21 protein-coding genes and 2 tRNA genes are annotated in these 25,935 nt (G+C 62.3%); 11 read left to right on the top strand and 12 right to left on the bottom strand.

Annotated features, from left to right (window positions below):
• Positions 1-4 precede the first annotated feature (4 nt).
• Entirely contained in the window at positions 5-2,188 is a 2,184-nt protein-coding gene (locus NOX35_RS23815; RefSeq protein ID WP_256494966.1) for a TonB-dependent receptor domain-containing protein, read from the top strand.
• A 209-nt stretch (positions 2,189-2,397) separates the two neighbouring features.
• Entirely contained in the window at positions 2,398-2,970 is a 573-nt protein-coding gene (locus NOX35_RS23810) for a DUF4124 domain-containing protein (RefSeq protein ID WP_256494965.1), read from the top strand.
• Positions 2,971-2,998: 28 nt separating this feature from the next.
• Here the strand turns inward: NOX35_RS23810 and NOX35_RS23805 are convergent, their stop codons facing one another.
• From NOX35_RS23805 to NOX35_RS23795, 3 genes are all read right to left on the bottom strand, one after another.
• On the bottom strand, positions 2,999-3,679 hold the full coding sequence (locus NOX35_RS23805) for a Fe2+-dependent dioxygenase (RefSeq protein ID WP_182284686.1): 681 nt from the start codon (positions 3,677-3,679) through the stop codon (positions 2,999-3,001).
• A 199-nt stretch (positions 3,680-3,878) separates the two neighbouring features.
• Positions 3,879-6,236 carry a catecholate siderophore receptor Fiu gene (locus NOX35_RS23800; RefSeq protein ID WP_256494964.1) on the bottom strand — a complete coding sequence of 786 codons (2,358 nt, stop codon included), beginning with the start codon at positions 6,234-6,236 and terminating at the stop codon, positions 3,879-3,881.
• A 339-nt stretch (positions 6,237-6,575) separates the two neighbouring features.
• Positions 6,576-7,019: a MarR family winged helix-turn-helix transcriptional regulator gene (locus NOX35_RS23795; protein WP_256494963.1), complete on the bottom strand. Its 444-nt coding sequence runs from the start codon at positions 7,017-7,019 to the stop codon at positions 6,576-6,578.
• 67 nt (positions 7,020-7,086) lie between these two features.
• On the opposite strand from NOX35_RS23795, the gene NOX35_RS23790 reads away from it, so the two are divergent.
• Entirely contained in the window at positions 7,087-7,887 is an 801-nt protein-coding gene (locus NOX35_RS23790) for a siderophore-interacting protein (protein ID WP_256494962.1), read from the top strand.
• A gap of 101 nt (positions 7,888-7,988) precedes the next feature.
• Here the strand turns inward: NOX35_RS23790 and NOX35_RS23785 are convergent, their stop codons facing one another.
• The 5 genes from NOX35_RS23785 to NOX35_RS23765 form a co-directional block, all read right to left on the bottom strand.
• Positions 7,989-8,951: an MBL fold metallo-hydrolase gene (locus NOX35_RS23785; RefSeq protein ID WP_256494961.1), complete on the bottom strand. Its 963-nt coding sequence runs from the start codon at positions 8,949-8,951 to the stop codon at positions 7,989-7,991.
• A 94-nt stretch (positions 8,952-9,045) separates the two neighbouring features.
• Positions 9,046-9,498: a bacteriohemerythrin gene (locus NOX35_RS23780; protein ID WP_256494959.1), complete on the bottom strand. Its 453-nt coding sequence runs from the start codon at positions 9,496-9,498 to the stop codon at positions 9,046-9,048.
• A gap of 117 nt (positions 9,499-9,615) precedes the next feature.
• A tRNA-Val gene (locus tag NOX35_RS23775) sits at positions 9,616-9,690 on the bottom strand.
• Between the two features lie 6 nt (positions 9,691-9,696).
• A tRNA-Val gene (locus NOX35_RS23770) sits at positions 9,697-9,771 on the bottom strand.
• A gap of 66 nt (positions 9,772-9,837) precedes the next feature.
• Entirely contained in the window at positions 9,838-11,547 is a 1,710-nt protein-coding gene (locus NOX35_RS23765) for an AMP-binding protein (RefSeq protein ID WP_256494957.1), read from the bottom strand.
• Positions 11,548-11,732: 185 nt separating this feature from the next.
• Between NOX35_RS23765 and NOX35_RS23760 the strand changes: the two genes are divergently transcribed.
• Positions 11,733-12,737 (top strand): triacylglycerol lipase, encoded by a 1,005-nt coding sequence (locus NOX35_RS23760; RefSeq protein WP_182284680.1) that lies wholly within the window; start codon positions 11,733-11,735, stop codon positions 12,735-12,737.
• On the opposite strand, the gene NOX35_RS23755 is transcribed toward NOX35_RS23760, so the two are convergent.
• From NOX35_RS23755 to hppD, 4 genes are all read right to left on the bottom strand, one after another.
• Entirely contained in the window at positions 12,677-15,124 is a 2,448-nt protein-coding gene (locus tag NOX35_RS23755; RefSeq protein ID WP_256494955.1) for a DUF3772 domain-containing protein, read from the bottom strand. The genes NOX35_RS23760 and NOX35_RS23755 overlap by 61 nt on opposite strands.
• A 241-nt stretch (positions 15,125-15,365) precedes the next feature.
• The gene (gene phhA, locus NOX35_RS23750; protein WP_182284678.1) at positions 15,366-16,250 is read right to left on the bottom strand and encodes a phenylalanine 4-monooxygenase; all 885 of its coding nucleotides are present in this window, start codon (positions 16,248-16,250) and stop codon (positions 15,366-15,368) included.
• 94 nt (positions 16,251-16,344) lie between these two features.
• Positions 16,345-17,379 carry a tripartite tricarboxylate transporter substrate binding protein gene (locus NOX35_RS23745; RefSeq protein WP_256494953.1) on the bottom strand — a complete coding sequence of 345 codons (1,035 nt, stop codon included), beginning with the start codon at positions 17,377-17,379 and terminating at the stop codon, positions 16,345-16,347.
• Between the two features lie 303 nt (positions 17,380-17,682).
• Positions 17,683-18,804 (bottom strand): 4-hydroxyphenylpyruvate dioxygenase, encoded by a 1,122-nt coding sequence (gene hppD / locus NOX35_RS23740; protein ID WP_182284676.1) that lies wholly within the window; start codon positions 18,802-18,804, stop codon positions 17,683-17,685.
• Positions 18,805-19,023: 219 nt separating this feature from the next.
• Here hppD and NOX35_RS23735 point away from each other — a divergent pair, with 219 nt between their 5' ends.
• From NOX35_RS23735 to NOX35_RS23705, 7 genes are all read left to right on the top strand, one after another.
• Entirely contained in the window at positions 19,024-19,506 is a 483-nt protein-coding gene (locus tag NOX35_RS23735) for an Lrp/AsnC family transcriptional regulator (protein ID WP_034354614.1), read from the top strand.
• A 143-nt stretch (positions 19,507-19,649) separates the two neighbouring features.
• Positions 19,650-20,372 (top strand): GNAT family N-acetyltransferase, encoded by a 723-nt coding sequence (locus NOX35_RS23730; RefSeq protein ID WP_182284675.1) that lies wholly within the window; start codon positions 19,650-19,652, stop codon positions 20,370-20,372.
• A 188-nt stretch (positions 20,373-20,560) separates the two neighbouring features.
• Positions 20,561-21,442: an HlyC/CorC family transporter gene (locus NOX35_RS23725; protein WP_003068015.1), complete on the top strand. Its 882-nt coding sequence runs from the start codon at positions 20,561-20,563 to the stop codon at positions 21,440-21,442.
• 206 nt (positions 21,443-21,648) lie between these two features.
• Entirely contained in the window at positions 21,649-23,238 is a 1,590-nt protein-coding gene (gene lnt / locus NOX35_RS23720) for an apolipoprotein N-acyltransferase (protein WP_371878560.1), read from the top strand.
• Positions 23,239-23,457: 219 nt separating this feature from the next.
• Positions 23,458-23,982, top strand: coding sequence for a bifunctional 3-hydroxydecanoyl-ACP dehydratase/trans-2-decenoyl-ACP isomerase (gene fabA / locus NOX35_RS23715; RefSeq protein WP_003068017.1), 525 nt, complete (start codon positions 23,458-23,460; stop codon positions 23,980-23,982).
• Entirely contained in the window at positions 23,979-25,202 is a 1,224-nt protein-coding gene (gene fabB / locus NOX35_RS23710; RefSeq protein ID WP_182284672.1) for a beta-ketoacyl-ACP synthase I, read from the top strand. The genes fabA and fabB overlap by 4 nt, the downstream gene beginning before the upstream one ends.
• A gap of 79 nt (positions 25,203-25,281) precedes the next feature.
• Positions 25,282-25,869, top strand: coding sequence for an HAD-IIIA family hydrolase (locus tag NOX35_RS23705; RefSeq protein WP_256494948.1), 588 nt, complete (start codon positions 25,282-25,284; stop codon positions 25,867-25,869).
• Positions 25,870-25,935 lie beyond the last annotated feature (66 nt).

Genomic DNA, 25,935 nt, shown 5'->3' with positions numbered 1-25,935 from the left:
CATCATGTCCAACGCAGCTTTCAGCCGCGCCCGCCATATTCGCTGGCAACCCCGTTTACTGGCCCTGGCCGCTGCCGCCGCATGTGCGGGCAATGCTTTTGCCCAAGCCAGGGAGTCCACCATGGAGGAGGTGGTGGTCTCGGCCTCCGGCTTCGAGCAGGAGCTGAAAAATGCCCCGGCCTCCATCTCCGTCGTGACGCGCCAGGAGCTTGAGACCAAGAACTTCCGCGATCTGGCCGAAGCCCTGCAGGGCGTGGAAGGCATTGATGTGATGGGCGGCACCGGCAAGACCGGCGGTCTCGATATCAGCATTCGCGGCATGCCCAGCGACTACACGCTGATCCTGATCGACGGGCGCCGCCAGAACGTGGCGGGCGACGTCACGCCCAACGGCTTCGGCGCCGCACTGACCAGCTTCATGCCGCCCATGTCGGCCATCGAGCGTATCGAAGTCATTCGCGGCCCCATGTCCACGCTCTATGGCTCGGACGCCATGGGCGGCGTGATCAACATCATCACGCGCAAGGTCAGCAAGGAGTGGGGCGGCGAAGTCAGCGTGGGCGCCGGCATTCCGCAAGACAGCGAATGGGGCAATCAGTACAAGAGCAGCTTCTACATCAACGGCCCCATCAAGCAGGACGTGCTGGGCCTGGCCGTGCGCGGCAGCACCTTCAACCGCGATGCTTCCGACTGGGTGCTGGCCCCTGGCGCCGCCCAGCCCGCACAGGCACGCAACCCCGCGCCGGCTCAAAGCCGCCAGCACAGCCTGGGTGCCAAGCTGACGCTGACGCCCAACCGCTATCACGACATCTGGCTGGATGTGGATCAGGGCCGCACCTGGTACAACAACGAAGATGGCCGTCTGGGCAGCCGTGATGCGGTCATCACCGACCCCAGCAAGCTGCCCGGCTACCGCGACGCCCTGCGCTTCAACCGCGATCAGATCAGCATCGGTCATACCGGCCGCCTGGGCTTCGGCACGCTGGAAAGCAGCCTGATGCACACCGAAACCGAGACCATTGGCCGCACCATTCCCGGCGCTTCGGTGCCCAAGGGCGACCCGCGTGCTGGCGCCGATCGCGAGTTGAAGACCACCAATCTGGTGCTGGACAGCAAGCTGGTGGCGCCCGTGGGCGATGCCCATATGCTGACCGTGGGCGGCCAGTTCTGGGATGCTAAGCTCAAGGATGGCCTGCTGCCGCAAAGCCACAAGCAGACCATGTGGGCGCTGTTCGTGGAAGACGAGTGGCGCCTGCGTCAGGGCCTGACCGCCACGCTGGGCGGCCGCTATGACCACCATGACGCCTTTGGCGGCCAGTTCAGCCCGCGGGCCTATCTGGTCTGGGATGCGACGACGAACTGGACCTTCAAGGGCGGCGTGAGCCAGGGCTTCAAGGCTCCGCGCCTGAATCAGCTGATCGACGGTGTCAGCGGCATTAGCGGCCAGGGCCAGACCATCAATATCGGCAACCCCAACCTCAAGCCCGAGACCAGCACCAATGTGGAGCTGTCGGCCCTGTTCGACAACAAGGCAGGCTGGACCAGCGCGGCCACCTTCTTCCACAACGATGTCAAGGACAAGATCGCCTCTGGCGGCTCCTGCCTGACTTCGGCCATCTCCAGCTGCGCCTTCAACCCCACGGCCGATTACTCCATCAACGTGGACAAGGCCAAGACCTGGGGTCTGGAGCTGAGCAGCCGCGCCCAGCTGGCCAAGGACTGGGCCGTCAAGGCCGGCTACACCTGGACCAACAGCGAGGTGATCGAGGGAGGCCGCAAGAACGGCCAGCTGGCGAACACCGCCAAGCACATAGCCAGCGCCCAGCTGGACTGGACGCCGACCGGCCAGTGGCGCCTGTGGGCACGCGGCGAGTACCGCAGCAAGAGCCCGCGCTTCAGCGGCTCCTACGACAATCTGAGCTCCGCCAACAAGGCCGTGTTCGATGCCGTGGGCGATATCAAGGGCTATGCGCTGTTCCATCTGGGCGGCAGCTATCAGGTCAACAAGAGCCTGAGCATCAACGCCAGCATCTTCAATCTGTTCGACAAGGATTTCCGCAAGTACCAGCAGGTGAGCATCAACGGCACGCCGACCTGGGTGAACAGCTATTTCCAGGGCGGCTCCTCGGTGTCCGGTGTGACCCAGGCCGGGCGTACCTTCTGGATCACGGCGAACATGAAGTTCTGAGGCTGAGCGCTTCACGAGCGACATGAGCTTCTGAATCAGGAGCTGTCAGCGCCTTTCACTCATCGATTTCAAACTGTTTTATGTATGAAATCAAAGGTGAAAAAGCGCAGGCAGCTCCTGTTTTTATATTCCTGATTATTGTTTACACTTCTTTACAAATATCGGTTCTGCGCATGGCAGACCCATACCGAGTGAGGGAGAAAGACGCAATGTCAGCAGCAAGAGTCCGCGTGTTCATCGCCACGCTGGGACTGGTCTGGGCCGGTGCCCTGATGGCACAGCCAGTCTACAAATGGGTGGATGCGCAGGGGCAGACGCATTACGGCTCGCAGTTGCCTCCGCAGCAGGCGGATGCATCGCGGGTCAAGGTCTCGCCCAACGGCAGCTCGGGTGCGGGCGCGGGGCGCTTTGGCGAAGGACCTGAGGCTCGCAATCCAGACGGCACCAGGAAGCTGCCCAAGGGCGCTCAGGAAATGGCCGACGGTCTGGCCCAGGGCCTGAGAAAGGTCGATGGCAAGGAAGTGGCGCTGAACTGCGCGCTGGCGGTGGACAACATCCGCAGCCAGATCGAGACCATGCTGGAAAACGGCCAGAAAAATCTCAGGGGCGGCTATATCACCCAGGCCCAGTACGACAGCTCGGCGGGCAACTTCGTGAAGCTGCGCTCGCAGGCCACGGTCAGCGACTGCAAGGCCGCCACGGGACGCTCGCGCGATATGTACCAGTGCATGACCAGCATGCACAACCACCTGGTCGGCTGCGCCGAAAAGCACAAGCCCTGAGCAGTTCAGCCGGTTCCAGAACACGTTCTCAGGTTTCGGCCCACATCCGCAACAGGTTGTGATAGTGGCCGGTCAGACTCACGGTCTCCCCGGTTTCGCCGAATTTCCCGCGCAGGCCGGTGATGGCCTGATCCATCTCGAACAGCAGGGCCCGGCGCGCGTCGTCGCGCACCATGCTCTGGGCCCAGAAAAAGGAGCAGACCCGCTCGCCGCGAGTCACGGGCTCGACCCGGTGCAGGCTGGTGGAGGGGTAGAGGATGAGATCGCCCGCAGGCAGCTTGACCTCGTGCGTGCCGTAGGTGTCGACCACGACCAGCTCGCCGCCCTCGTAGTCCTCGGGCTCGCAGAGAAACAGCGTGCAGGACACATCGGTGCGCAGCCACTGCTCGGAGCCCGCGACCCGGCGTGCCGCGCCGTCCACATGCAGGCCGTAGGTTTCGCTGTCGCTGTAGCGGTTGAACAGCGGCGGCATGGTGCGCGCGGGCAGGGCGGCGCTGAAGAACAGCGGGCTGGCTGCCAGCGCCTGCAAGATGATGCGGCCCTGCTCCTGGGCCACGGGCGAGTGCTCGGGCAGTTGCCGGTTGCGCTTGACCTGGGCGCCCTGGCTGCCCACGGTGGCGCGGCCGTCGACCCAGTCCGCGGCATCGATGGCGGCACGCATGCTGGCGACCTGCTCGCGGCTCAGGACATGGGGGATATGCAGCATCATGGTGAGAATTCTTTGAAATGGAGAAGCCCCGCTTGGGCGAGGCTGCAAGTCGGAAAGTGGATCGCTGTCGCTGAAGACGGCGCGATCCAGGCAAGAGACAGCGAGCAAGCGCCGCCGCGCAGCGAGGCTGTCGTCCCCCTCCGGCGCTCAGCGCCAGAGAGGGGGAAGGCGCGGAGCGCCTCAGGGGGAGAACTTCCAATCAGAACTTGAAGTTTGCCGTCAGACGGGCCGAGCGTGCAATGCCGGGGAAGTAGCGGTAGCCGCTCTTGTTGATGGCTGCCACATAGTCCTTGTCGAACAGATTGAAGACATTGAGCTGGATGTCCAGATTCTTGTTCACGCGGTAGCTGGCCATGGCATCGAACACCCAGTAGGCGTCCGTGTGGTTGGGCGTGCCCACGGCACCGTCGGTGCCGCGCTTGAGGCCGCCCGCATAGCGCGCGCCGCCGCCGATCGTCAGGCCGAAGGGCAACTGGTAGGTGCTCCACAGGCTGAAGGCATTCTTGGGCGTATAGGTCAGGCCGTTGCTGGCGTCGGCTGCCACCAGGGCGCCGGTGTCGACCTTGGTGTTCTGCACGGTGTAGCCCGCGCTCACGCCCCAGGCCTTGTTGATCTGGCCGATCACGCCCAGCTCCAGGCCCTGCACGATCTTCTTGCCGGTCTGGCCCACGGTGCCGTCGGAGTTGGTGACGATCTCGTTGGTTACTTCGGTGCGGAACAGCGCGCCGCTGAGCATCAGATTCTTTTCCATCAGCTCCCATTTGCTGCCCAGCTCCAGCGTCTTGGCCTTCTGCGGGTCCATATTCGGGTTGGCGGCATTGTTCACGGCGGCCGACAGCGCAAAGTTGCTGCCGCCCGGGGGCTGCTGCGAGAGGGCGTAGTTCATGTACACGCTGCCATTGGGGGCGGGCTTGTAGAGCAGGCCTGCCTTCCAGCTCAGCAAGGTGCCGGATTTGCTCAGGCCGTCCGAGGTGGTGGGCACCACGGTGCCAACAGGTTTGCTGCCGCAGGGCTGGGTGGTCGAGGTGGCCGTGCAGACCGCCATGGCGTTGTACGAGGTCTTGTAGCGGTCCAGGCGCAGGCCCAGATTGGCTTGCCACTGGTCGTTGAACTTCAGCGTGTCGAAGGCATACAGGGCCACGGTGTCGGTCTTGCCCTTGCTGTCGGCGCCGTTGCGTACATAGGCAGGCAGTGTGACGCTGGCGTCGGGGTTGTACACGCTGACCCGGCTGGGTACCGAGCCCGAGGCGGCCAGGCCGTAATTGGTCTGTTCCTCGCGTGTCAGCTCCAGGCCCAGGCTCAGATCATGCAGCACGCTGCCGGTGGCAAGGCTGGTGCTCAGATTGGTCTGATTGGTCAGGATGCGGTTGACCTGATCCTTGGTGTTGATGAGGCGCGCCATCGACCATGTGGATGGATCGGCGGGATTGGGAGTCTGCAGACCATTTCTGCCGAGCACGCCGTCCACAGAATATCCCTGGCCCATGATGGCCGAGAGCAGATAGTCCTGCTTGGTCTCGCCCCAGCGCGTGGTGTTGCGCAGCTTGGTGGTGGATGTGAAGTCATGCTCCACCTTCAGCGTGGCCATGGTGGCCGTCACATCGTCGTGATCGGAGGCCGTGCCGTAGAAGTTCTTGCTGTTGACGCGTGCTGCCGAATCCAGAAAGGCGCGGCGGCCTGCATAGCCTGCAGCGTCGGGCGAGGTGTAGCCGGGCAGGCCGATGGTGGCAACGCCGCCGTCGGGCACATTGCTCTGCTTGATGTGCAGCAGGTTCACGAACACGCGGGTGGGCGAATTCAGGCCGAAGGCAATCGAAGGTGCAATGCCCCAGCGGTTGTTTTCGATGCCGTTGCGGCCCGCCACATTGGCGTCCTGCGCCATGGCGTTCAGGCGCACGGCCGTGCCGGTCTCGGCATTGACGACGCGGTTCAGGTCGATGCTGGCGCGTTTGTAGCTGGCCGAGCCCAGGCCCAGCGAGCCACCGAAGCCGTTGTTCAGATTGGCCTGCTTGCTCACCAGGTTGATGGCGCCGGTGGGCGCGCTGCGGCCGTAGTCCGTGCCGGCCGGGCCCTTGGTGACTTCGACCTGGTCGATGTTGAACATATCGCGCGAGATCGAGCCGATGTCGCGCACGCCGTCCACATAGATGCTGCTGGAGCTGTCGAAGCCGCGCATATAGACGGCGTCGCCCGTGCTGGTGTTGCCGTTCTCGCCTGCGTAGAAGGTGCCGGCGCCGGGCACATTGCGCAGCGCCTCGGTCAGCGTGGTGGCGCCTTGCTCCTGCAGCAGCTGCTCCTTGATGACGTTGACGGTCTGGGTGGTGTTGACCAGCGGCTGGGTGAATTTGGGCGAGGACAGCTGGCCCGGTGTGTAGCCGGTGTCGGCATTGCCTTCCACCCTGACTTCCTTGAGTGCGGTTTCCGCAGACTGGGCCAGAGCCGGCAGTGCCAGGGTGGCACCGGCCAGCACGGTGGCGCAGGCGACCAGGCCGGCGGAGGAAGGCAAGCGGCCTGCGGAATGCTTGCGGCTTTGGATATAGATGTTGGATTGAGCCATGTTGAAAGGACTAGGAGTGAAGACAGATGGCTGGCTGGTACGGGCTGTCTGCACTTGTGATGCGACCGCAGACACGGGTGGCGTCCGGGCGAAGTCCTGGCTGGCTGAAGCGTACTCGGGTACGAATTCATTGAATGATAATGATTCTTAATAAAACTTTGCGAAAATTTACGGAGAATCATGTCTGGCGTTGTTGCACAGCAACATGGTCGGGGTAGGCGGGCACTCGCTTCACTTCGGATATGAGAGCTACTGCCGCCTTTCCTATATGTGTTTCAAGTTGCTAGAGCATTGAAATCATCGAGCAGCAAGCGCCGGATGCTTCTTATTTGAGAGTCTTTACGGTCGCGTAGCCTGGGCGCTGTCCCTGGCTTGCAGCAGCAGCCCATGCAGCAAGCCCTGCTGGGCTTCGGGAAAGTCGCTGAGCAGCTCGGTGGCTATCTGCTCGCGCCGGTGTCTGAGCTGATCGAACAACTGCTGCCCCCTGGCGCTGAGCTGCAGGCAGCGCACGCGCTTGTCGGATTCGCTGGCCGAGCGCTCCAGCCAGCCCTTGTCCTGCAACTGGGCCAGGGTACGCGCCATCTGGGCCTTGTCGGTGTGGCTGTGCTCGACCAGTTCCTTTTGCGTGATGCCGGGGTGGCGACCGGTGTGCATGAGGATGCGGAATTCGTTGAAGGTCAGCCCTGGTTGCACTGCTTCAAGCGACTCAAGCAGGCGCGCGCGAAACAGGTGCAGCAGATCGTGCAGCACTTCAAACACATCGGCGGCGATGGATGAACTCATGGTGGGAAAGGTTGTTTGTTGACTTAGTCAACTTATTAAGGGATATTTGGTGGACTTTATCAACTTAATGAAAATCATGTCCAACAACGAGACAGTGTCCATCATGCAGCGTGTACGCCACGAATTCCGCTCCCGCCATGTGCAGCTGCTGGCGCGCGAGCAGCTCAGCCCCGGCTTTATCCGCCTGACCGTGGGCGGCCCCGAACTGGCAGGCTTTGTCAGCGCTGGCTTTGACGACCACACCAAGCTCATCCTGCCTCAGGCCGGGATGGATAGGCCCAATCTGCCGCAGATGGTCGACGGTCGCCCGCATATAGCCGGCGAGCGCCCCACCATGCGCGACTACACGCCGCTGAACTACGACGCCGCCCGCAACACGCTGCAGCTGGAGTTCGCCGAGCATGGCTCGGGCCCCGCCGTGGAATGGGCGCGCACAGCCCCCATCGGTCAGTGGCTGGGTCTGGCCGGCCCGCGCGGCAGCCTGGTCGTGCCCGCCGATCTGGACTGGCATGTGCTGCTGGGCGATGAAAGCGCCATGCCCGCCATGGAGCGCCGCCTGGCGGAATTGCCGGCCGGCAGCCGCGCCATCGTGCGGGTGCAGATCGGCAACCCGGCAGACCAGCGCCGCTGGAGCAGCGCTGCTGCGCTGGACCTGCAGTGGGTGAGTTCGCTGGCCGATGCGGTGGATGCGCTGGAACTGCCCGAAGGAGACGGCTTTGTCTGGGCGGCGGGCGAGAATCGTGCCATGGCCGATCTGCGCAAGCGCATTCTGGCCAAGTCCGGTGCCAATCCCAAGCGCATGCGGATTGCGTCCTACTGGAAGCAGGGCGAGGCCGCCCACCACGAGGAACTGAGCGCGAATGACTGAGGAGGCAACCGCCTTCCTGATCCGCAGTCCTGGGACGCCGAGCACTCGATGCTCTTCCTGCCGCCATCGAGCTTCACTGATCGTGCGTCATCCGACCCGCGTCAGCGGTTGAGCAGGATGGGAGTACCGGCTGCATCGCGCCGCAGCTCGGCCGCGCCGCTGGCCACCAGGCTCTCGATCAGGCTGTCCAGCCATTGCTGTGCCGTTTGGGCATCGAAGTAGTTTTGGTGCAGGGTGCCGAAATAGGGGGTGGCATGAACCCAGTTCTTCAGCTCTTGCACCCTGATGCTTTGCCACTCCAGCAGCTTGTATTTGAGCAGCACCTTGGCGGCATAGCTGGCATGGCGCTCCGGCGCCTGTACAAAGCTGGCCAGCCGCTTGCGGGCAATGCCCAGAGCCGCCTGCACATCGCCAAACAAGCCGCCGTGTCCGGGCACCACAAGGCGGGGCTCCAGGCGCTCGATCACGTCCAGGGTGGTGGTGACTTCGTCAAAAGCGGCAATGCCTTCGATCTCGGGGAAGACCACGCCAAAGCCGTTTTCCCATAGTGCATCGGCAGAGATCAGGATGCGGCTGTCGGGCTCGAACAGAATCACCGAATGCGGATCATGGCCGGGGGCTGCATGGATCTGCCAGTCGCGGCCCGACAGGCGCACCGTGCTGCCGGCCTGCAGCAGACCGGTGATGGCAAAGCGCGGGCATTCCTGGCCCGTGGGGGCATAGCTGAGGGCGGCCTCGTCCCAGTTGCGTACCTGTTCGGCCTGACCCGGAGGGATCAAGGTCTGCACCTGTGGATAAGCCTGCTGCAGTGCGGCATTGCCGCCGCAATGGTCGCTGTGCAGATGGGTGTTGAGAATGCGCGTCAGCGGCTGACCTGCCAGTGTGCTTTCGATCAGCGCCAGGGTTTGCGCGCTATGCGTGACATAGCCGGTATCGATGACGGCAGCGCCTTCGGCATCGCCGGCCTGCGCGGCAAAGACGATGTTGTTGGCCGACAGCCAGCCGCGCTCCAGCACGGTCATGCCGGGTGGCAGTGGGACATGCATTGCCGGGGATGCATTCATCGAACTGGTCTCCTGTGCGGTGCTTTGTGTTTTGCTCAAGCCTAGCAGGCCGCTCATCATGCAGCTGTCGCGCGGAGGGGCTGCTCAGTGCTGCTCAGTGCGATTCGGCCGAAGACAGGATGTTGCGGCGAATCACCACGGGTTTGCCGCCAAAGCGTTGCTTGGACAGCCAGTGCGCCAGGGCTGAATCGAGATGCGTAGCGTGGCCGGGAAACCAGTCCACCAGGGCTTTGGTCAGATCGCGGCAGAGCGCGACATTGCCGTCGGCGAGCTTGACGCGGACTTCCGCCACGGACTTGAGCACGGCCGCATGCTCGTCGATATGGCAATCGCGTGGAGGAAAGCCGGTGCTCAGCATCCACTGGTCCTCTTCGGCAAAGTGGTGCTGCAGATGGGCCTCCATGGTTTGGAGCAACCCGGGCAACTGCTCGTCGCTGGCGCATTCGAGCCGGCCCGCCAGTTGCACGAACTCCTCGTGAATCTCGTCCATGGCGCCGTGGCCCATCAGCAGTGCGTCGCTCCAGGCCAGGGTGGGTGTCTCTCTCATAGTGATCTTCTTGTTGTCAGGCGGGGCCTGCTGCGGAAGAACCATTATGCAATGGGCCGCTAAATGTGGCCGGCCAAAGAAAAAGCCTCTTGGGACTTTGTCCCAAGAGGCTTTGTCTGGTGCGTGATACATGGATCGAACATGTGACCCCTGCCGTGTGAAGGCAGTGCTCTACCGCTGAGCTAATCACGCAATAACTGGTGGGTGATACATGGATCGAACATGTGACCCCTGCCGTGTGAAGGCAGTGCTCTACCGCTGAGCTAATCACCCGAAGACCGCAATTCTAGCAGCAACTTTGGAGACCTTCGGGAAAACTCGTAAATTTTCTGAAAAAACTCAGTTCGACCGCAGCTCGCGCCTCAGGATCTTGCCCACATTGGTCTTGGGCAGCTCGTCGCGGAACTCGATATAGCGTGGCCGTTTGTAGCCTGTCAGCTGCTCCTGGCAGTAGCGCATGACCCGGTCTTCCGTCAGCGAGGGGTCGCTGCGCACCACATAGACCTTGATGGATTCGCCCTGCTGATCGTCCTTGACGCCCACGGCTGCGCATTCGAGCACGCCGGGGCACATGGAGATGACGTTTTCCAGCTCGTTTGGGTAGACGTTGAAGCCGCTGACCACCATCATGTCCTTTTTGCGGTCGATGATGCGGGTGTAGCCCTCGTCGTCCAGCACGCCGATATCGCCGGTACGCATATAGCCGTCGGCCGTGAAGGCCTTGGCGGTCTCTGCCGGCTGGTTGTAGTAGCTGTGCATGACGTTGGGGCCCTTGATGCACAGCTCGCCGGCCTGGCCGTTGGGCAGGTTGCGGCCTTCATCGTCCTTGATGGCGACCGAGATGCCAGGTAGAGGCAGGCCTATGGTGCCTGTGAACTCCTTGTTGGTCACGGGATTGTTCGTGCCTATGGCACAAGTCTCGCTCATGCCCCAGCCTTCGATCATGGCGCAGCCCGTGGTCTGCTGCCACTGACGCGCCGTGCCTTCGGACGCCGCCATGCCGCCGGCCTGGGAGATGAACAGCTGCGAGAAATCGAGCTGGCGGAAATCCGGGTTGTTGAGCAGCGCATTGAACAAGGTGTTCACGGCAGGCAGCACATGGAAGGGCCGCTTCTTGAGCACCTTCACAAATTTCGGGATATCGCGCGGGTTGGGGATCAGGCTCAGGCTGCCTCCCAGTCGCATGGCGAACAGACTCACGGTGAGCGCGAAGATGTGATAGAGCGGCAAGGCCGCAACAATGTGGGTCTCATTGGCCTTGACCCTGCCTTCCAGCGCAGGGGTGAACCAGGTATGGGCCTGCAGCGTGGCGGCGACGATATTGCGATGGGTCAGTACTGCCCCCTTGGACAGGCCTGTTGTGCCGCCCGTGTATTGCAGAAAGGCAATCGAGTCCAGCGTGGCCGTGCTGGGGATGAGCTTGCGTCCAGCGCCCTCGGTCAGCGCCTTGCTGAACTGGGTGACCTGGCGCTGCTGGCTGCCTGCGCCTGAATCCGAGCCAAGGGGCAGGTCAAAGGCCGGCACCATCTTGGCCAGGTGGCGCACGGCAAAGGTGATCCAGTTTCCATACAGGCCGCCAAGCAGATCGCCCATGCCGGTCAGGCAGATATGACGGATATGGCTGCGCTCCAGCACCTGGGCCAGGGTGTGGGCAAAGTTCTCCAGGATGATGATGGCCGTGGCCCCCGAGTCCTTGAGCTGATGCTCGAGCTCGCGCGCGGTGTAGAGCGGGTTGACGTTGACGCAGGTAAAGCCTGCGCGCAGCACGCCGGCCATGCTGACGGCGAACTGCGGCACATTGGGCAGCATGATGGCCACGCGTGCCCCTGGCTCCAGGCCCAGGCTCTGCAGCCAGGCCCCCATCTGTGCGGATAGCTTGTCCAGCTCGGCATAGCTCATCCAGCGGTCCATGCAGACCGAAAACGGACGCTCTGCATGCTGGGAAAAGGCTTCCTCGAGCAGGTGTACCAGCGAGCGGTACTGCTCGGGCTGTACATCGTGCGGCACATTGGGCGGATAGTTCTTGAACCAGGGAGCGGCAGCGTCCATAGAAGAGGTACCTTGCATAAGCCGCACGTCGTCCTGGGAAGCGGGCGGCGGGTTGAACAAAGAAGGCCAGCGTGCAAAACCTGCGCTGCGGCTGATTCTGCGGATGCGCTCTGTCAGGGTCTACGGGGGCTTGTCCTAGGCGTTGAACGACATGCTTGCTACGCTGCGCGTTAGGAGGTGCCGCTTTGAATACCTGGTTCTGGCGCTGTGTGGTGATGGGTAGCTGGCTGGCGCTGCTGCTCTGGTGCAGCTATTGGTGGTCGCGCTCAGTTGCTGTGGCACTGCTGGGCGCGGGCCTGATTGCGAGCGGGGCCGGGCTGCAACTGGGCACGCAGATGCTGATGATGCGTGCGGTGCTGCGCCGCCGTGGATTGCCGCTGCCGCCCGCCATGGTCGTGCTGCGGGCCTGGCTGTCGGAGTGGCGCTGGGCCTGGCGGCTGTTCGGCTGGCAGATTCCTTTTGGCGAACATGCAGAGCCCGATGGAGCGCCTGAGGATCGAGAGGGCGAGCAGGTGCAAGGACAGGTGGGCGTGGTACTGGTGCACGGCTATTTCTGCAACCGTGGCGTGTGGGCCGTCTGGCTGCGCAGGCTCAAGGCACGCGGCATTCCCTGCATGGCCATGACGCTGGAGCCTGCGCATGGCAGTCCTGTCGATGCCATGGTGGACGATCTCGACAGATGCGTGAAGGAGATTGTCCAGCGCACGCATCGCGCGCCGCTTCTGGTCGCGCACAGCATGGGCGGTCTGGTGGTGCGGGCCTGGCTCAAGCGCCTGGATGCCGACGAGCGTGCGCGCCATGCAGCCCATGTGGTCACCGTGGCCACGCCGCATGGCGGCGCCTGGCTGGCCCGGTTTGCGCAGCGCCTGCCGGCCGTGGACATGCGCGAGGGAAGCGACTGGCTGCAACAACTGGGGCCGCCGCCCGAGGATGTGTCATTCAGCTGCTGGTGCAGCAGCAGCGACAACATCGTCTTCCCCTCCGAACTTGCTATCTTGCCGAATGCGCAATGTCATCAGGTCGACGATGCAGCGCATATGCAACTGCTGTTTGATCCTCGGGTCTGGCAGCACTGCCTGCAGTTGCAGGCGCAACTGCAGGGGCGACCGCCGGCGCGGCAGCGGCAGCATCAGGTTGCCGAGGGGAGGGCCTCAGCAGCCGATGCGGGTGCGCGGGCCTGCGGGTCCTGAATCAGGTGGATGTCGGTGGCGGAAACCAGGGCAATCTTCTGCTCGGCGCAGCGCTGCAGCAGGCCGAACAGCAGATCGCTGCGCGTGCTGTAGACATTGCGCGAGCTGGAGACATGGCCGAAGCTGGTGATGTTGACCACGCTGCCATTGATGGAGTCCACATACATTGAAGGGGCCGGGGTGCTCAGCACGGCCTCATGCTCGGCATAGAGGCCCAGCAGCACCTCGCGCAGCTTGACGATATCGGTGTTCAGCGGCACCGAGAACGCGATCGAGATGCGGCCCAGCGCGCCATCCATGGTCAGGTTCTGCACGGACTTGGTGATGAACTCCGAATTGGGCACGATGACGGTGGATTTGTCATCGGTCTGAATCTCGGTGGCGCGCACGCTGATGCGGCGGATGTCGCCGACCTGATCGCCGATGCGCACGCGGTCCCCCAGCTTCACGGGACGCTCGGCCAGCAGAATCAGGCCCGAGACAAAGTTCTGCGTGATGGCCTGAAGACCGAAGCCGATGCCGACGGACAAGGCGCTGGCCAGCAGCGCCACTTTTTCGAAGCCTATGCCCAGGGCCGCCAGTGTCCACAGGCCGGACAGCAAAATGCCCATGTAGCGGGCCACGGTGCTGATGGAGTTGCGTGCGCCTATATCCAGCTCGGTCTTGGGCAGAAAGGTCTCGACCAGCCAGTGCTGCAAGGCACCAAACAGCGTCAGCCCCGCCACCAGCACCAGCAGGCCGCGCAGAATCGTCATGGGACGCAGGAAGGAGTCGCCCACGGGCAGGCCGTTGGTCAGCGTATCGGCCAGTACGATCAGGCTGCTGGAGTTGCCGAAGGGAGCGATCAGCGCCATCAGCCCCAGCAGCAACAGACAGACACGCGTGAAGGCCGACAGCAGCACGCCGACCTGCTCCAGGCGCGAAGGCCTGAGCCCCGTGCCGGCAGCGAAGCCCTGGCCGATACGGCTCTCGCTGGAGCACAGCCAGGTAAAGAGGTCGTCGACAAACTTCATCAGCAGCGAGGTCGCCAGAACCACCACGGTGATCCAGACCATTTGCGTGGCTGCGAATACCGAGAAGTTCAGATAGCCGATCAGCGCTGCGATGAGCGCGGCCAGCACCGTCAGATGCCCGCCCAGCCAGGCCAGCATCAGCCAGCGGCTGGTTGCCGCAGGCCGGTAATCGTCACCATGGTGAGCGGCTTTCTCACGCTCGGCCAGTTGCTGGCGCTTGCGTTGCTTGTTGATGACCATCAGCACCGACATGATGAGCAAGGCATAGACGAGCGCAATCAGTCCGTCCAGGGCCACGCTGCTGACGGCGCTGGTGCGTGCGGCAATGTCCACCGCGTTGAGCATCATGGAGAACCAGGTCAGACCGGCGGCTCCCCAGGCAAAGCGTGTGAGCGCAGGGGCGGCGATGTCGTCGATGTTGAGCAGTCGCCAGGTCGGACGCTTGGGCACCAGCAGGCAGGCGCTGACGGAGAGGAAGAAGGCGGCGACAAATGAGGATTGAATCCAGGCATCGGCCACGGTCTGCAGGCGCGGTGCAATCGCGTCTATGGAGCGCAGGCTCTCGATGAATACCAGACTGGCCAGGCCGGGCAGTGCCGTGCCCACTACCAGCATCCAGACGGCCAGACCCGTGCGGCGCAACCGCCCGTTGGGCGCGCGTTCGGAGGCCGCAAATTTGCGGCCCGCATAGCGCAGGCCGATGCGCAGCGGAAACATCACAAACAGTGCCAGGGCGATGCCGGTCAGCGTCGCCGACCAGCCATGTTCGGCAATGGCTGCAGTAAAGCTGATACGGCCCTGGCGTGCCAGGGCTGCAATGCGTTGCAGGTCAGTCGGCAGATGCTCGGCAAACTGCTTCCACAGCGAAGGCGACAGCGGCGATGCCACTTTGCGGGCTATTTGTGCGTTGAACTGCTGGGTGCGGATCTTCTCGATGCTGTCCGTGGTCTGCTTGGCCTCCATGGACAACAGCTTGCCGCGCTTGAGCGCGGAGTCCAGCTCGCTGTGCTGCTGCGCCAGATCCTTGCGCTGCAGGCTCAGTTCGGGGGATTCCTCGCTGCCTTCGGCCACCGGCCCCAGCTGGGCAATGCGAGCGTCGAGCTGCTTGAGCAGCGGCTCCAGCGCCGTGACGGCATTGTCGGCATCTCGTTTGGACTGCAGGGCTTTTTCGGACAGTGCCTGCAGCGTCTCGGAGGTGTCGGCGTCATCGAGCGACTGGCGTACCTTGTCCAGGGTGTTCGATGCTTGTTGAATCTGGGCGATGGACGTGGTCTGGATATCGCCATTGGCGGGCAGCTCGGCCGCGACGGCCAGACCTATGCAAAGTTGGAGCGCTAAAAGCCAGCGCAGCAGTTGGTTGCAGCGGTATTGCATTGTGAAGAAGTGAGTGGGCGGCAGTTTGCCTCTGGCGCTCACTATAGGTGCAATGCTGCGGTCAGGGTTTCAGGTCGCAGCCAAGTCATGCAGGGCTTGCAGCCTGGATATTCTGCGTTGATTGCTATTGAAAATGGAGCTTTATGCGCTTTCCGGAAAAGGACATGAGCCGAATTTCCATCTGAAAATTCGGCTCTTGACCTCGTGCTTGCCGGGGCCCGTGCTGGTATACATCCGCTGACTAAATCAGCTGTTCGCCGGGCAGCAGCTCCTTGGCACCAATGGTGGGCAGCTGACGCAGCTGCTCGTACAGAGGCGCAAAGTCGGCATCGGCCAGGTTCAGCAGGTGGGGCATGTCGTCAATCACGAAATAGGTCTGCTGATAGGTGTCGATCTTGTAGAGCGTGCGCATGGTGCGCTCCAGCTGCAGCGGCAGACGATGCGGCTGCGGGCTGTTGACGCTGTACTCCAGCTCGCCCACGGAGCTGAGAATGCCTGCGCCATAGGCGCGCACGCCGCCGCTCTCACGGATCAGACCGAATTCCACCGTGTACCAGTACAGGCGCGACAGCATCTCGCAGGCGCCGAGCTCGGCGGCCTTGAGGCCGCCCTTTCCGTAGGCCTGGATGAAATCGGCCATGACGGGGTTGAACAGCAGCGGCACATGGCCGAAGAGATCGTGAAAGATGTCGGGCTCGACGATGTATTCGAACTCTTCGGGCTTGCGTATCCAGTCCGTGACCGGGAATTTGCGCTGGGCCAGCAGCGAGAAGAACGGTACCTCGGGAATCAGACCCGGAACGCCGACGATCTCCCATCCCGTGGCCTTGAACAGTCGCTCGTTGACTTCCTCGAAGCGCGGAATGCGTTCCTTTGCGCCCAGCGACGGCAGGGCGTCGATGAAATGCTGGCTGGCGCGGCCCGGCAGCAGCGCGGATTGGCGCTCGTAGAGGCGGTGGTAGGTGTCATGCTCGGCCTCGGTATAGGCGGCATAGTCCTGCGTGCAGGTGTAGTCGGCATGGGCACGTGTGTAGTCGCCACGTGGCGGGCGATCGGACTGGCCATAGACGACGGGGGCCGCGCCGATGCCGCCGGTCATGGCGGTGTTGTTCTGGATGCTGTTCATAGGGCACTCCCTGAGATGAGGGGTCGCGAAAGCTGCAGCCAGAGCTCGTGGCCGGGGCGCAGCAGGGAAAAGGAGATGCGAGCTGGGCGTTGGCTCAGTGCATCTGTATCTGGGCGCGCTTGACGAGCTGGCCGTAGCGCGCATGCTCGGCCTGCACCAGACGGGCAAAGTCCTGCAGACGCAGGTCGTCGCGCACCACGCCCATGGCGTCGAAGTACTGCTGTATATCGGGCCTTTGCAGCGTCTGGGCAAAAGCCTCCGACCAGCGCTTGGCCTGGCTGTCCGTGATGCCGGCAGTGGCAAAGATGCCGAACCAGGTGGTCAGATTCATGCCCTTGATGCTGTCGTCCAGGCTGGGCACTTCCGGCAGAGCCGGCAGCGGCGAGCGCCAGGTCACGCCAATGGCCTTGAGCCTGCCGGCCCGCAGATGAGGCAGGGCCGATGCGATGTTGTCGAACATCAGATCGGCCGTGCCCTCGAGAAGGGCCGACAGAGCCGGTCTGGCCCCGCCAAACGGCAGATGCTGCAACGGAACCTGGGTCAGCGACTGGAACCACTGGCCCGCGATGTGACCGATGCTGCCGTTGCCCGCCGAGGCATAGCGCAGAGGCTGCCGGTGCTTGGACATGAAGCGCAGCAAATCTTCCGGTGTGTAGATGCGCCACTGCATGGCCAGTTCGCTGCGCATGACCAGCACATGGGGCATGCGGGCCACGAGTGTCAGCGGCTGAAAGTCGCGCAGCGGATCGTAGGGCAACTGGGGGTTGAGCCAGGGCAGGATGGCATGTGTGGCCACGGCGCCCATCAGCAGCATGGGATCGCGCGCTCCCGCTCTGGCCACCATGGCTGCACCCGTGGCACCACCGTCTCCTGCGACATTGAGCACATTGATATTGCCCAGGACCGTGGTTTCCTGCGTCAGCTTGCGCGCCGCCCGATCCAGCGGCCCGCCCGCAGCATAGGGCACTACCAGCGAGAGTTCGTTGCGGCTGCGGCTGGAATTCGATGGCAGGGCGCTCGCATCCCTGGCAGCATGCGCGCTGTCCGCGATCAGAGAGGTCGCTGAGGCCACTGCCAGGGACATGGCCTGGCGGCGGGAAAGGCGCCAGGTGTCGGCAGGCGCGTCCATCCCCGGCGATCTGCAGTCCTCTGGGGCTGTAGCGGGTGGCTGATGTGGTCGCGACACTGGATCCTTCCGGGCGTTGAAGCTGGCTGCAACGCCTCACGCCAGGCGTGGATGCGGCAGTGCAGCATGACGGGAAGTATAGGGACGGAAATCGGCTGCCACATAGTCCGTTCGATAGAGTGGTAACCATTGGTATCTTTTTGATGTATTGCGTAGCGCCAGAGCCCACGCCGGCCATCCTGCAAGCGAGCAGATGAGGCGGGTGCAGGCCGAGGTGGCGCATGGCAGGCTCTTCGTTGATGTGGCTCAGGTCTTGAGCACGCCGCGGCGCATCTGGTCGAGTTCCATGGTCTCGAACAAGGCCTTGAAATTGCCCTCGCCAAAGCCGCTATTGCCCTTGCGCTGGATGAACTCGAAGAAGATCGGGCCCAGCTGGTTTTCGCTGAAGATCTGCAGCAGCAGCTCGCCGGGCTGGCCGTCCACCAGGATGTTGCGCGCCAGCAGCTCGGAAATGGGCTCCTGCAGCTCGGGGATGCGCTTGGGCAGCAGCTCGTAATAGGTCTCGCTGGTATTCAGCAGCTTGATGCCGTTCATCTGCAGACCGTCCACGGTGTCATAGAGATTGGTCGAGCCCAGCGCGATGTGCTGTATGCCTTCGCCGTGGTACATGTCCAGATATTCCTGAATCTGGCCAGCCTTGTCGTTGCCTTCCTCGTTGATGGGAATGCGGATCTTGCCGCAGGGGCTGGTCATGGCCTTGCTCTTGACGCCTGTGGCCTGGCCTTCGATGTCGAAGTAGCGGATCTCGCGGAAGTTGAAGATGCGCTCGTAGAACTCGGCCAGCTCGGCCATGCGGCCGCGGTAGACGTTGTTGGTCAGGTGGTCGATATAGGTCAGGCCCAGGCCCTCGGGGTGCAGGTCGGCACCGGGCAGAGGCTCGAAGTCCACATCGAAGAAGCTGATATTGCCCAGGTCACCGTCCTTGGCGCCATTCTTGCCGCGCCACTTGTCGATGAAATAGATCAGGGAGTCGCCAATGCCCTTGATGGCGGGAATGCTCAGTTCGCCGGGGGCCGCCTGCTGGGCATAGCCCCAGGCACCCAGCGAAGTTGCGCGCTCATAGGCGTACTTGGCGTCGTTGACGCGGATGGCGATGGCGCAGACGCTGGGGCCGTGCAGACGCGCGAAGCGCTGGGCAAAGCTGTCTGGCTCTGCATTGATGATGAAGTTGATCTCGCCCTGACGATACAGGGTCACGTTCTTGCGACGGTGCTTGGCGATGGCCTGAAAGCCCATGCGCTCGAACAACTGACCCATGGCCACGGGGTCGGGGGCCGCGTATTCGACGAACTCGAAGCCGTCCGTGCCCATGGGGTTGTCCCAGGTCTGGAACTGGCTGGCGTTGCTTTGGGTCAGCGGGGCGTTCATGGCAGAGGTCTCCATCGGGTAGGGGTGCAACACATGAAGAACAGGTGTCGACGATGGATGCACTGTAGGACAGGGCGCGGACAAGCTTCATGCAAAAATGCCTTGGCTGCAAACAGCTCATTGCATGAAAATTGCGTAAAAAATTGATTTCGTGCAACTTAAATGGTTATCAAGGGTTAACCATTAATAAAAACTGCGCTGTTTTTATAATCTGCCGCCATGAGTTCCATGCACACCATCGACAAACTGGATAAGGCGATTTTGCGCCGTTTGCAGGCCAATGGCCGAGAAACTTATGACGTCATCGGGGAGCAGGTTGGGCTGTCGCCCAGCGCCGTGCTGCGCCGTGTCAAGCGGCTGGAGGAAAACGGTGTCATCGACCGCTATGTGGCTCTGGTGCAGCCCGAGACCGTGGGCCTGGGGCTGACAGCCTATATCAATGTGCGTCTGGAAAAATACACCGAAACCAGCAAGCGCAATCCCATGGATGTGTTCCGCGCCAGCGTGCAGACCTGGCCCGAGGTGGTGGAGTGCGTCTCCCTCACTGGCGAGATGGATTATCTGCTGCGGGTGGTGGTGGCGGACATGCAGCATTACAGTCGTTTCATCATGGACACGCTGCTCAAACACCCCAGTGTGCAGGATTGCAAAACCAGCTTTGTCATGGACCGGGTCAAGGTCACGACGGCGGTGCCGCTCTAGGCCTTCGTAGAGGTCCTTCATTCGGACCATGACCTAGCCGGAAACAGACGCTAAGGTGTTGAATTAGCGGAAAATCCTTACAGGATTGTTGCAATGCAACATGTGGCTTGTGAAACCTCGGGTTTTTACCTATATTTCAGGCTATGAACCTCCCCAAAGACTGGTTGACATCGCCCTGGCAGGCCGGCTCCGGCTGGCTGCGAGACATGGGCAAGTCCCATGGCGCCGAGCGTCGCTCGCCGTCCTTGGTCCCCATCCGTTCGCTGAGCCCGCGCCACCGGGACCGCATCACCAAGCATCTGCTCAAGCTGGATGCGCGTGATCGCTATCTGCGCTTTGGCTATGCGGCCAACGACGAGCAGGTGCGCCGCTATGTCGAGCAGCTCGATTTCGAGCGCGACGATATCTTCGGCATCTTCAACCGCCGCTTGGAATTGATCTCCATGGCGCATCTGGCCTTTGCCGGCCACCCCGAGCATGAGAAATGCGCAGAATTTGGCGTTTCCGTGCTCAAGAGTGCGCGCGGCAAGGGACTGGGGGCACGTCTGTTTGCACGTGCAGTGCTGCATGCGCGCAGCAAGAACGTGAGCATGATGTTCATCCATGCGCTGTCCGAGAACACGGCCATGCTCAAGATTGCGCGCAATGCGGGTGCCACGGTCAAGCGAGAAGGTTCGGAATCCGAAGCCTATCTGGAGCTGCCGCCTGCCGACTTCGAGACCCATGTCAGCGACCTGGTGACCGAGCATCTGGGCGAGATGGACTATCAGCTCAAGAAGCAGGCCGTCAATTTCTGGGCTTTCCTGGCCGGTGTGCAGGAAGTGCGCAAGGGTGTGCAGGAAGGCCGGCACAAATCAGGCGAGTAAGTCGTCTGGTGAAGCCGGCAAGGCTGCAGCCCAATAAAGACAAGCGCAAGCAGATATCAAAAGAGCTTTGACTGAGTGTGCTCGGTGACAGCCGCTCATGGCTTTTGTGAGCTAGCAAGCCGTCTGTCAACACAATCCGTTATTCTTGGTGACTTGTTCGACTACCGCACGTCCTGCACTCCAAGACAGTGTCTGACCCCCATCCTGCGCGACTTCCCGAGAAGGAAGACAAGCGAAGCTTCCTGCAAAAGGTGGCTGAGTTCATCCATCCAGCACCGGAGTCTCCCGATGAACTGATCGAAACCCTGGCCGAAGCCGAAGACAATCAGGTCATCGGCACCGAGTCGCGTGTCATGCTGGAGCGCGTGATTCGCATGGCCGACATGAGCGCCGGAGAAGTCATGGTGGCCGCGCCACGCATGGATCTCATCAATATCGACGCTCCGTATGAAGAAATCCTGCACCAGGTTCTGACCACGGCGCATTCGCGCTTTCCGGTCTACCAGGGCGAGCGCGAGAACATCATTGGCATTCTCATGGCCAAGGATTTGCTCAAGCTGCAGCGCTCTCCCACCCTGAACATTCGTGCTCTGGTGCGCCCTGCCGTCTTCGTGCCCGAGAGCAAGGGCCTGAACGACCTGCTGCGTGAGTTCCGCGCCAATCGCAATCATCTGGCCGTCGTCATCGACGAGTTTGGCCGTGTGGCCGGCCTGGTGACGATTGAAGATGTGCTGGAGGAAATCGTCGGCGAGATCGAGGACGAGTTTGACATCCCCGAGGACGAGGGCGATATCTTTGCTCTGGCCGACAACAGCTATCGTGTTGCGGGCGATGCCAGCATCGAGCATGTGAGCGAGGAGTTCGAGACTTCGCTGCATGCCAGCGACCCCGATGCCGAGTTCGATACCATTGGTGGACTGATTGCCCATGAAATCGGCCATGTGCCCAAGCGCGGCGAGCAGATTCATCTGGGCGGGCTGGAGTTCACCGTGCTCCATACCAAGGGCGGCGCGGTGCGCTGGTTCAAGGTGGTGCGCGATCCTTCGCCAGACAGCTTGGTTCGCAACTGATCGCGACCTGCGCAAATTCGGGGCAGGCCTGGTGTGATGCCGGTGGAAATACTGGTTGTGCCTCTTGGTTTTCACAAGTCTTGGCGATACTTCGTATGCTTGAATTCACCCAACCGCCCGGTTGGGTGTTTTGTTAGTGCCTGCTGATTCCTATGACCAACACTGCCTCTACCGTTCAGACCGCTGCTGCCAGGCCTAAAGGCTGGATGAGCTGGCTTTTGATGCTGATTGCAGGCGGACTGCAGGCCTTCTCTCTGGCCTGGCCCTGGGCTCGCGGCCAGGGCGACGGCTGGCTGAGCTTGGTCGGAGGCTATGGCCGTCCGCTGTGGTGGCTGCAGATCCTGTCGCTGGCGGTGCTGGTTCATGCGCTGCTGGCTGCCCGTACCGCCGCTCAGGCGGCGGGCCGGGCCTGGCTGTTCGGCACGGCCTGGCTGGCGGCCACTTTCTGGTGGCTCTTCATCTCCATGCACACCTATGGCGGATTGGCGGCGCCATTGGCGGTGGCCGCCGTGTTGGCGCTGGCGGGCTTTCTGGGCGGCTATTACGCCGTGGCTGCATGGTGTTTCAAGCGTTTGGCAAAGGCGCCGGATGCATTGTCAGCGATGGTCTTTGCTGCACTATGGACGCTGGCCGAGCTGGCGCGTGGCTGGCTCTGGACCGGTTTCCCCTGGGGGGCAGGCGGCTATGCCCATGTGGAAGGCCCGCTGGCCGTGCTGCCGCGCTGGATTGGCGTCTACGGAGCGGGGTTTGTGGCGGCCTGGGCTGCAGCCTGGCTGGCGCTGCTGGTCTGGCGCATGCAGAGCAGATCGGCATTGCTGAAATTCAAGCCGGCCCTTGCATCTGCGGTGGCACTGGGTCTGGTCTGGGGCGGGCTGTGGTGGTCGCGTGATGCTGCCATTGAAGCACCTGGTCAGCAGCCCGGCATGAGCGTGGAGTTGCTGCAGGGCAATATTCCTCAGGATGAGAAGTTTGAAATGGGCTCGGGCGTGGTGGTGGCACTGCGCTGGTATGCCCAGCAGTTGCATGACGCCAGCGCCCAGTTGGTGGTGGCGCCCGAGACAGCGATTCCACTGCTGCCCCAGCAGCTTCCTGAAGGCTATCTGGACTTTGTGCGCGCACCGTTTGTCGCCAAGGAATCCCGCCGTGCGGCTCTGGTGGGCCTTCCGCTGGGCAACTGGGACCAGGGATTTACCAATACGGTCGAAGGTTGGTTGCCAGGGCAGGCTCAGGCATATCAGTACGACAAGCACCATCTGGTGCCGTTTGGCGAGTTCATTCCACCCATGTTCCGCTGGTTCACCGAGCTCATGGATATTCCGCTGGGCGACTTCAATCGCGGCGCACTGGGCCAGCCTTCCATGAGCTGGGCGGGCGAGCGCCTGTCACCCAATATCTGCTACGAGGATTTGTTCGGCGAAGAGCTGGCGGCCCATTTCGGCAATGCGGCGACGGCACCCACGGTGCTGGTCAATCTGAGTAATATCGGCTGGTTTGGCGACTCCGTGGCCATCGATCAGCATTTGTCCATCAGCCGCATGCGCGCGCTGGAGTTCGAGCGTCCCATGTTGCGCGCAACGAACACCGGAGCCACAGTGGTGATCGATCACAAAGGGCAAGTGGTGAAAGCACTGGCACCTTTCGAACGTGCAGTGTTGCAGGGCCGGGTGCAGGGGCGCGACGGGCTGACACCTTATGCGCGCTGGGTACATGCCTTGGGCCTGCTGCCTTTGACGCTGTTGTGCCTGGCGCTTTGTGCGCTGGCCTGGCGGTCCTCGAAAAGGCCGGGGAAGGCGTAGTGGCGCGCACGGAATAAGCCACGTCGGCATCAGCGGCTGTGTCATTTGTGGCAGAGTCTTGGGCCTGAAAACGGGTATTGTGTCCCGGGTAGGGGCGCGAGCCTTGATAATCCCAGGTTGTACCGCCCGCAGTGGGCGCGCGCAGCGGGCGCGGGTCCCGTCACCCAAAATACAGAGTAACAGGTAGCTTGCACAGGCTGCCGCGGAGCAATTGAGAGAATGGCTGAATCTTTTTCCTACGAACAACTGATCGCGTCCGGCGAAGGCAAGCTGTTTGGTGCCGATAGCGGACGTCTGCCCCTGCCTCCCATGTTGATGTTCGATCGCATCACACATATCTCCGAGGACGGCGGTGCCCACGGTCTGGGCAAGATTGTTGCGGAACTGGACGTCAAGCCCGATCTGTGGTTCTTTGATTGCCACTTTCAGGGCGACCCCGTCATGCCCGGTTGCCTGGGCCTGGACGCCATGTGGCAGTTGATCGGCTTTTACCTGACCTGGCTGCGTCTGCCAGGTCGCGGTCGAGCCCTGGGTGCGGGTGAAGTCAAGTTCACCGGTGAAGTGGGTCCCGATGTCAAACTCGTGACATATGAAATTGATATCAAGCGAGTGATCAAGCGCAAGCTGAACATGGCCATCGGCGACGCACGCCTGCTGGCCGACGGCAAGGAAATTTACGTGGCCAATGACCTGCGCGTGGGTCTGTTCCTGCGTGAAGGTGATGCCAAGGGAACGGCAGCATGAGCAAGAAGCGGGTAGTGATCACCGGCGCGGGCATTGTCTCGTGCATCGGCAATGACCTGGCAACGGTGGAGGCCTCGCTGCGCGAGGGCAAGAGCGGCATCAAGGCCATGCCCCAGTTCACGGAGCTGGGCATGCGCTCGCAGGTGGCAGGCATTCCCGAGATCGATATCGAGGCGCGCATCGACCGCAAGCAGTTGCGCTTCATGGGCGATGCTGCGGCTTATTCGCAGATCGCTCTCGAAGACGCGATCAGGCAAGCCGGTCTCACGCCCGAACAGGTGAGCAACCCGCGCACCGGTCTGATCATGGGCTCGGGCGGAGGCTCGCCGGCCAATCAGATCGAGGCAGCCGATACGCTGCGTGAAAAAGGTATTCGCCGCGTGGGCCCTTACCAGGTCACACGCTGCATGAGTTCCACGGTGTCGGCTTGCCTGGCAACAAACTTCAAGGTCAAGGGCATCAACTACTCCATCACCTCGGCCTGCTCCACCTCGGCCCACTGCATCGGTGCAGCAGCCCAGCAGATTGCCTGGGGCATGCAGGATGTGATGTTTGCCGGCGGTGGCGAAGAGCTGTCCTGGGGCATGTCGCTGCTGTTCGACGGCATGGGTGCCATGTCCAGCAAGTACAACGAGACGCCCGAAAAGGCATCGCGTGCCTACGATGCCAACCGTGACGGCTTCGTGATCGCCGGCGGCGGCGGTGCGGTGGTGCTGGAAAGCCTGGAGCACGCGCTGGCGCGTGGTGCCAACATCCTGGCCGAAGTGGTGGGCTTCGGTGCCACCAGCGACGGCGAAGACATGGTCGCTCCCTCGGGCGACGGCGCAATCGCATGCATGAAGCAGGCCATGGAAACCGTGGATGCGCCCATCGACTACATCAACACCCACGGCACATCGACCCCTGTGGGCGATATGCAGGAAGTGCGTGCCATGCGCGAGCTGTTCGGTGACCAGGTACCTCCGTTTTCGTCCACCAAGTCGCTGACCGGCCATTCGTTGGGCGCGACCGGTGTGCAGGAAGCAATTTACTGCCTGATCATGCTGAACAAGGGCTTTATCGCCGGCTCGGTGAACGTGGACACGCCTGACCCGCTGCTGGGCAATATGCCTCTGGTCACCCAGACCCGCGATGCCGAGCTCAAGACCGTGCTGTCCAACAGCTTTGGCTTTGGCGGCACCAATGCCTCCCTGGTGCTCAAGCGCTGGGAAGGGCAGTAAGCGCCGGAGTCTTGGATCGCGAGCCCGCTTGGCCTTGAGGTAAGCGGGCTTTTTTCTGTCGTCGACTACTGTCTCCCCCATGAAGATCGCAATTCTTGACCGTGATGGCACCCTGAACCAGTGGGGCGCTCAAGGCTTCATTGGCCGGCCCAATGAATGGGTTGCTGTCCCCAGTGCGCTGGAGGCCGTTTCGCGCCTGAACCGTGCCGGCTGGCATGTGGTGGTCGCCACCAATCAACCTGGGCTGGGTCGCGGGCTGTTCGATGTGATCGAGCTCAACGCCGTGCACGCCAAGATGCATAGGGAGATGGCTGCAGTCGGCGCGCGGGTGGAGGCAGTGTTTTTTTGCCCGCACGCTCCCGATGAAGACTGCCAGTGCCGTAAACCAGGCGTAGCGTTGTTCGAGCAGATTGCCGATCGCTACGGTGCGGAAGGCCATGAAATCTGGGCCATTGGCAGCGGCGTCGAGCATTTGCAGGCGGGCAAGGCTCTGGGCGCCCACCTGGTGTTTGTGGAGTCCACCGCCAGGCCCGAGTGCAGCAGCGACGCCGACCTGCCTGAAGGCAGCGAGCGCTATCCAGATCTGGAGGCCGTGGTGAATATGCTGCTGCCGCTGGGAGGCGGTGAGGATGCTCAACCCCTGGATTCGGCGCCTGCCCCGCATTGAGCCCGGGTTTCAGGTCAAAATAGACTCAACTGCAGGAAAGAGCGGCGCAAGCTGCTATGTTTCTTG

The sequence above is a fragment of the Comamonas sp. C11 genome, assembly GCF_024496285.1.
GTDB classification, from domain to species: domain Bacteria; phylum Pseudomonadota; class Gammaproteobacteria; order Burkholderiales; family Burkholderiaceae_C; genus Comamonas; species Comamonas testosteroni_F.
The sequence above is the reverse complement of the archived record's forward strand: the minus strand, read 5'-3'. Positions and strand labels throughout refer to the sequence as shown.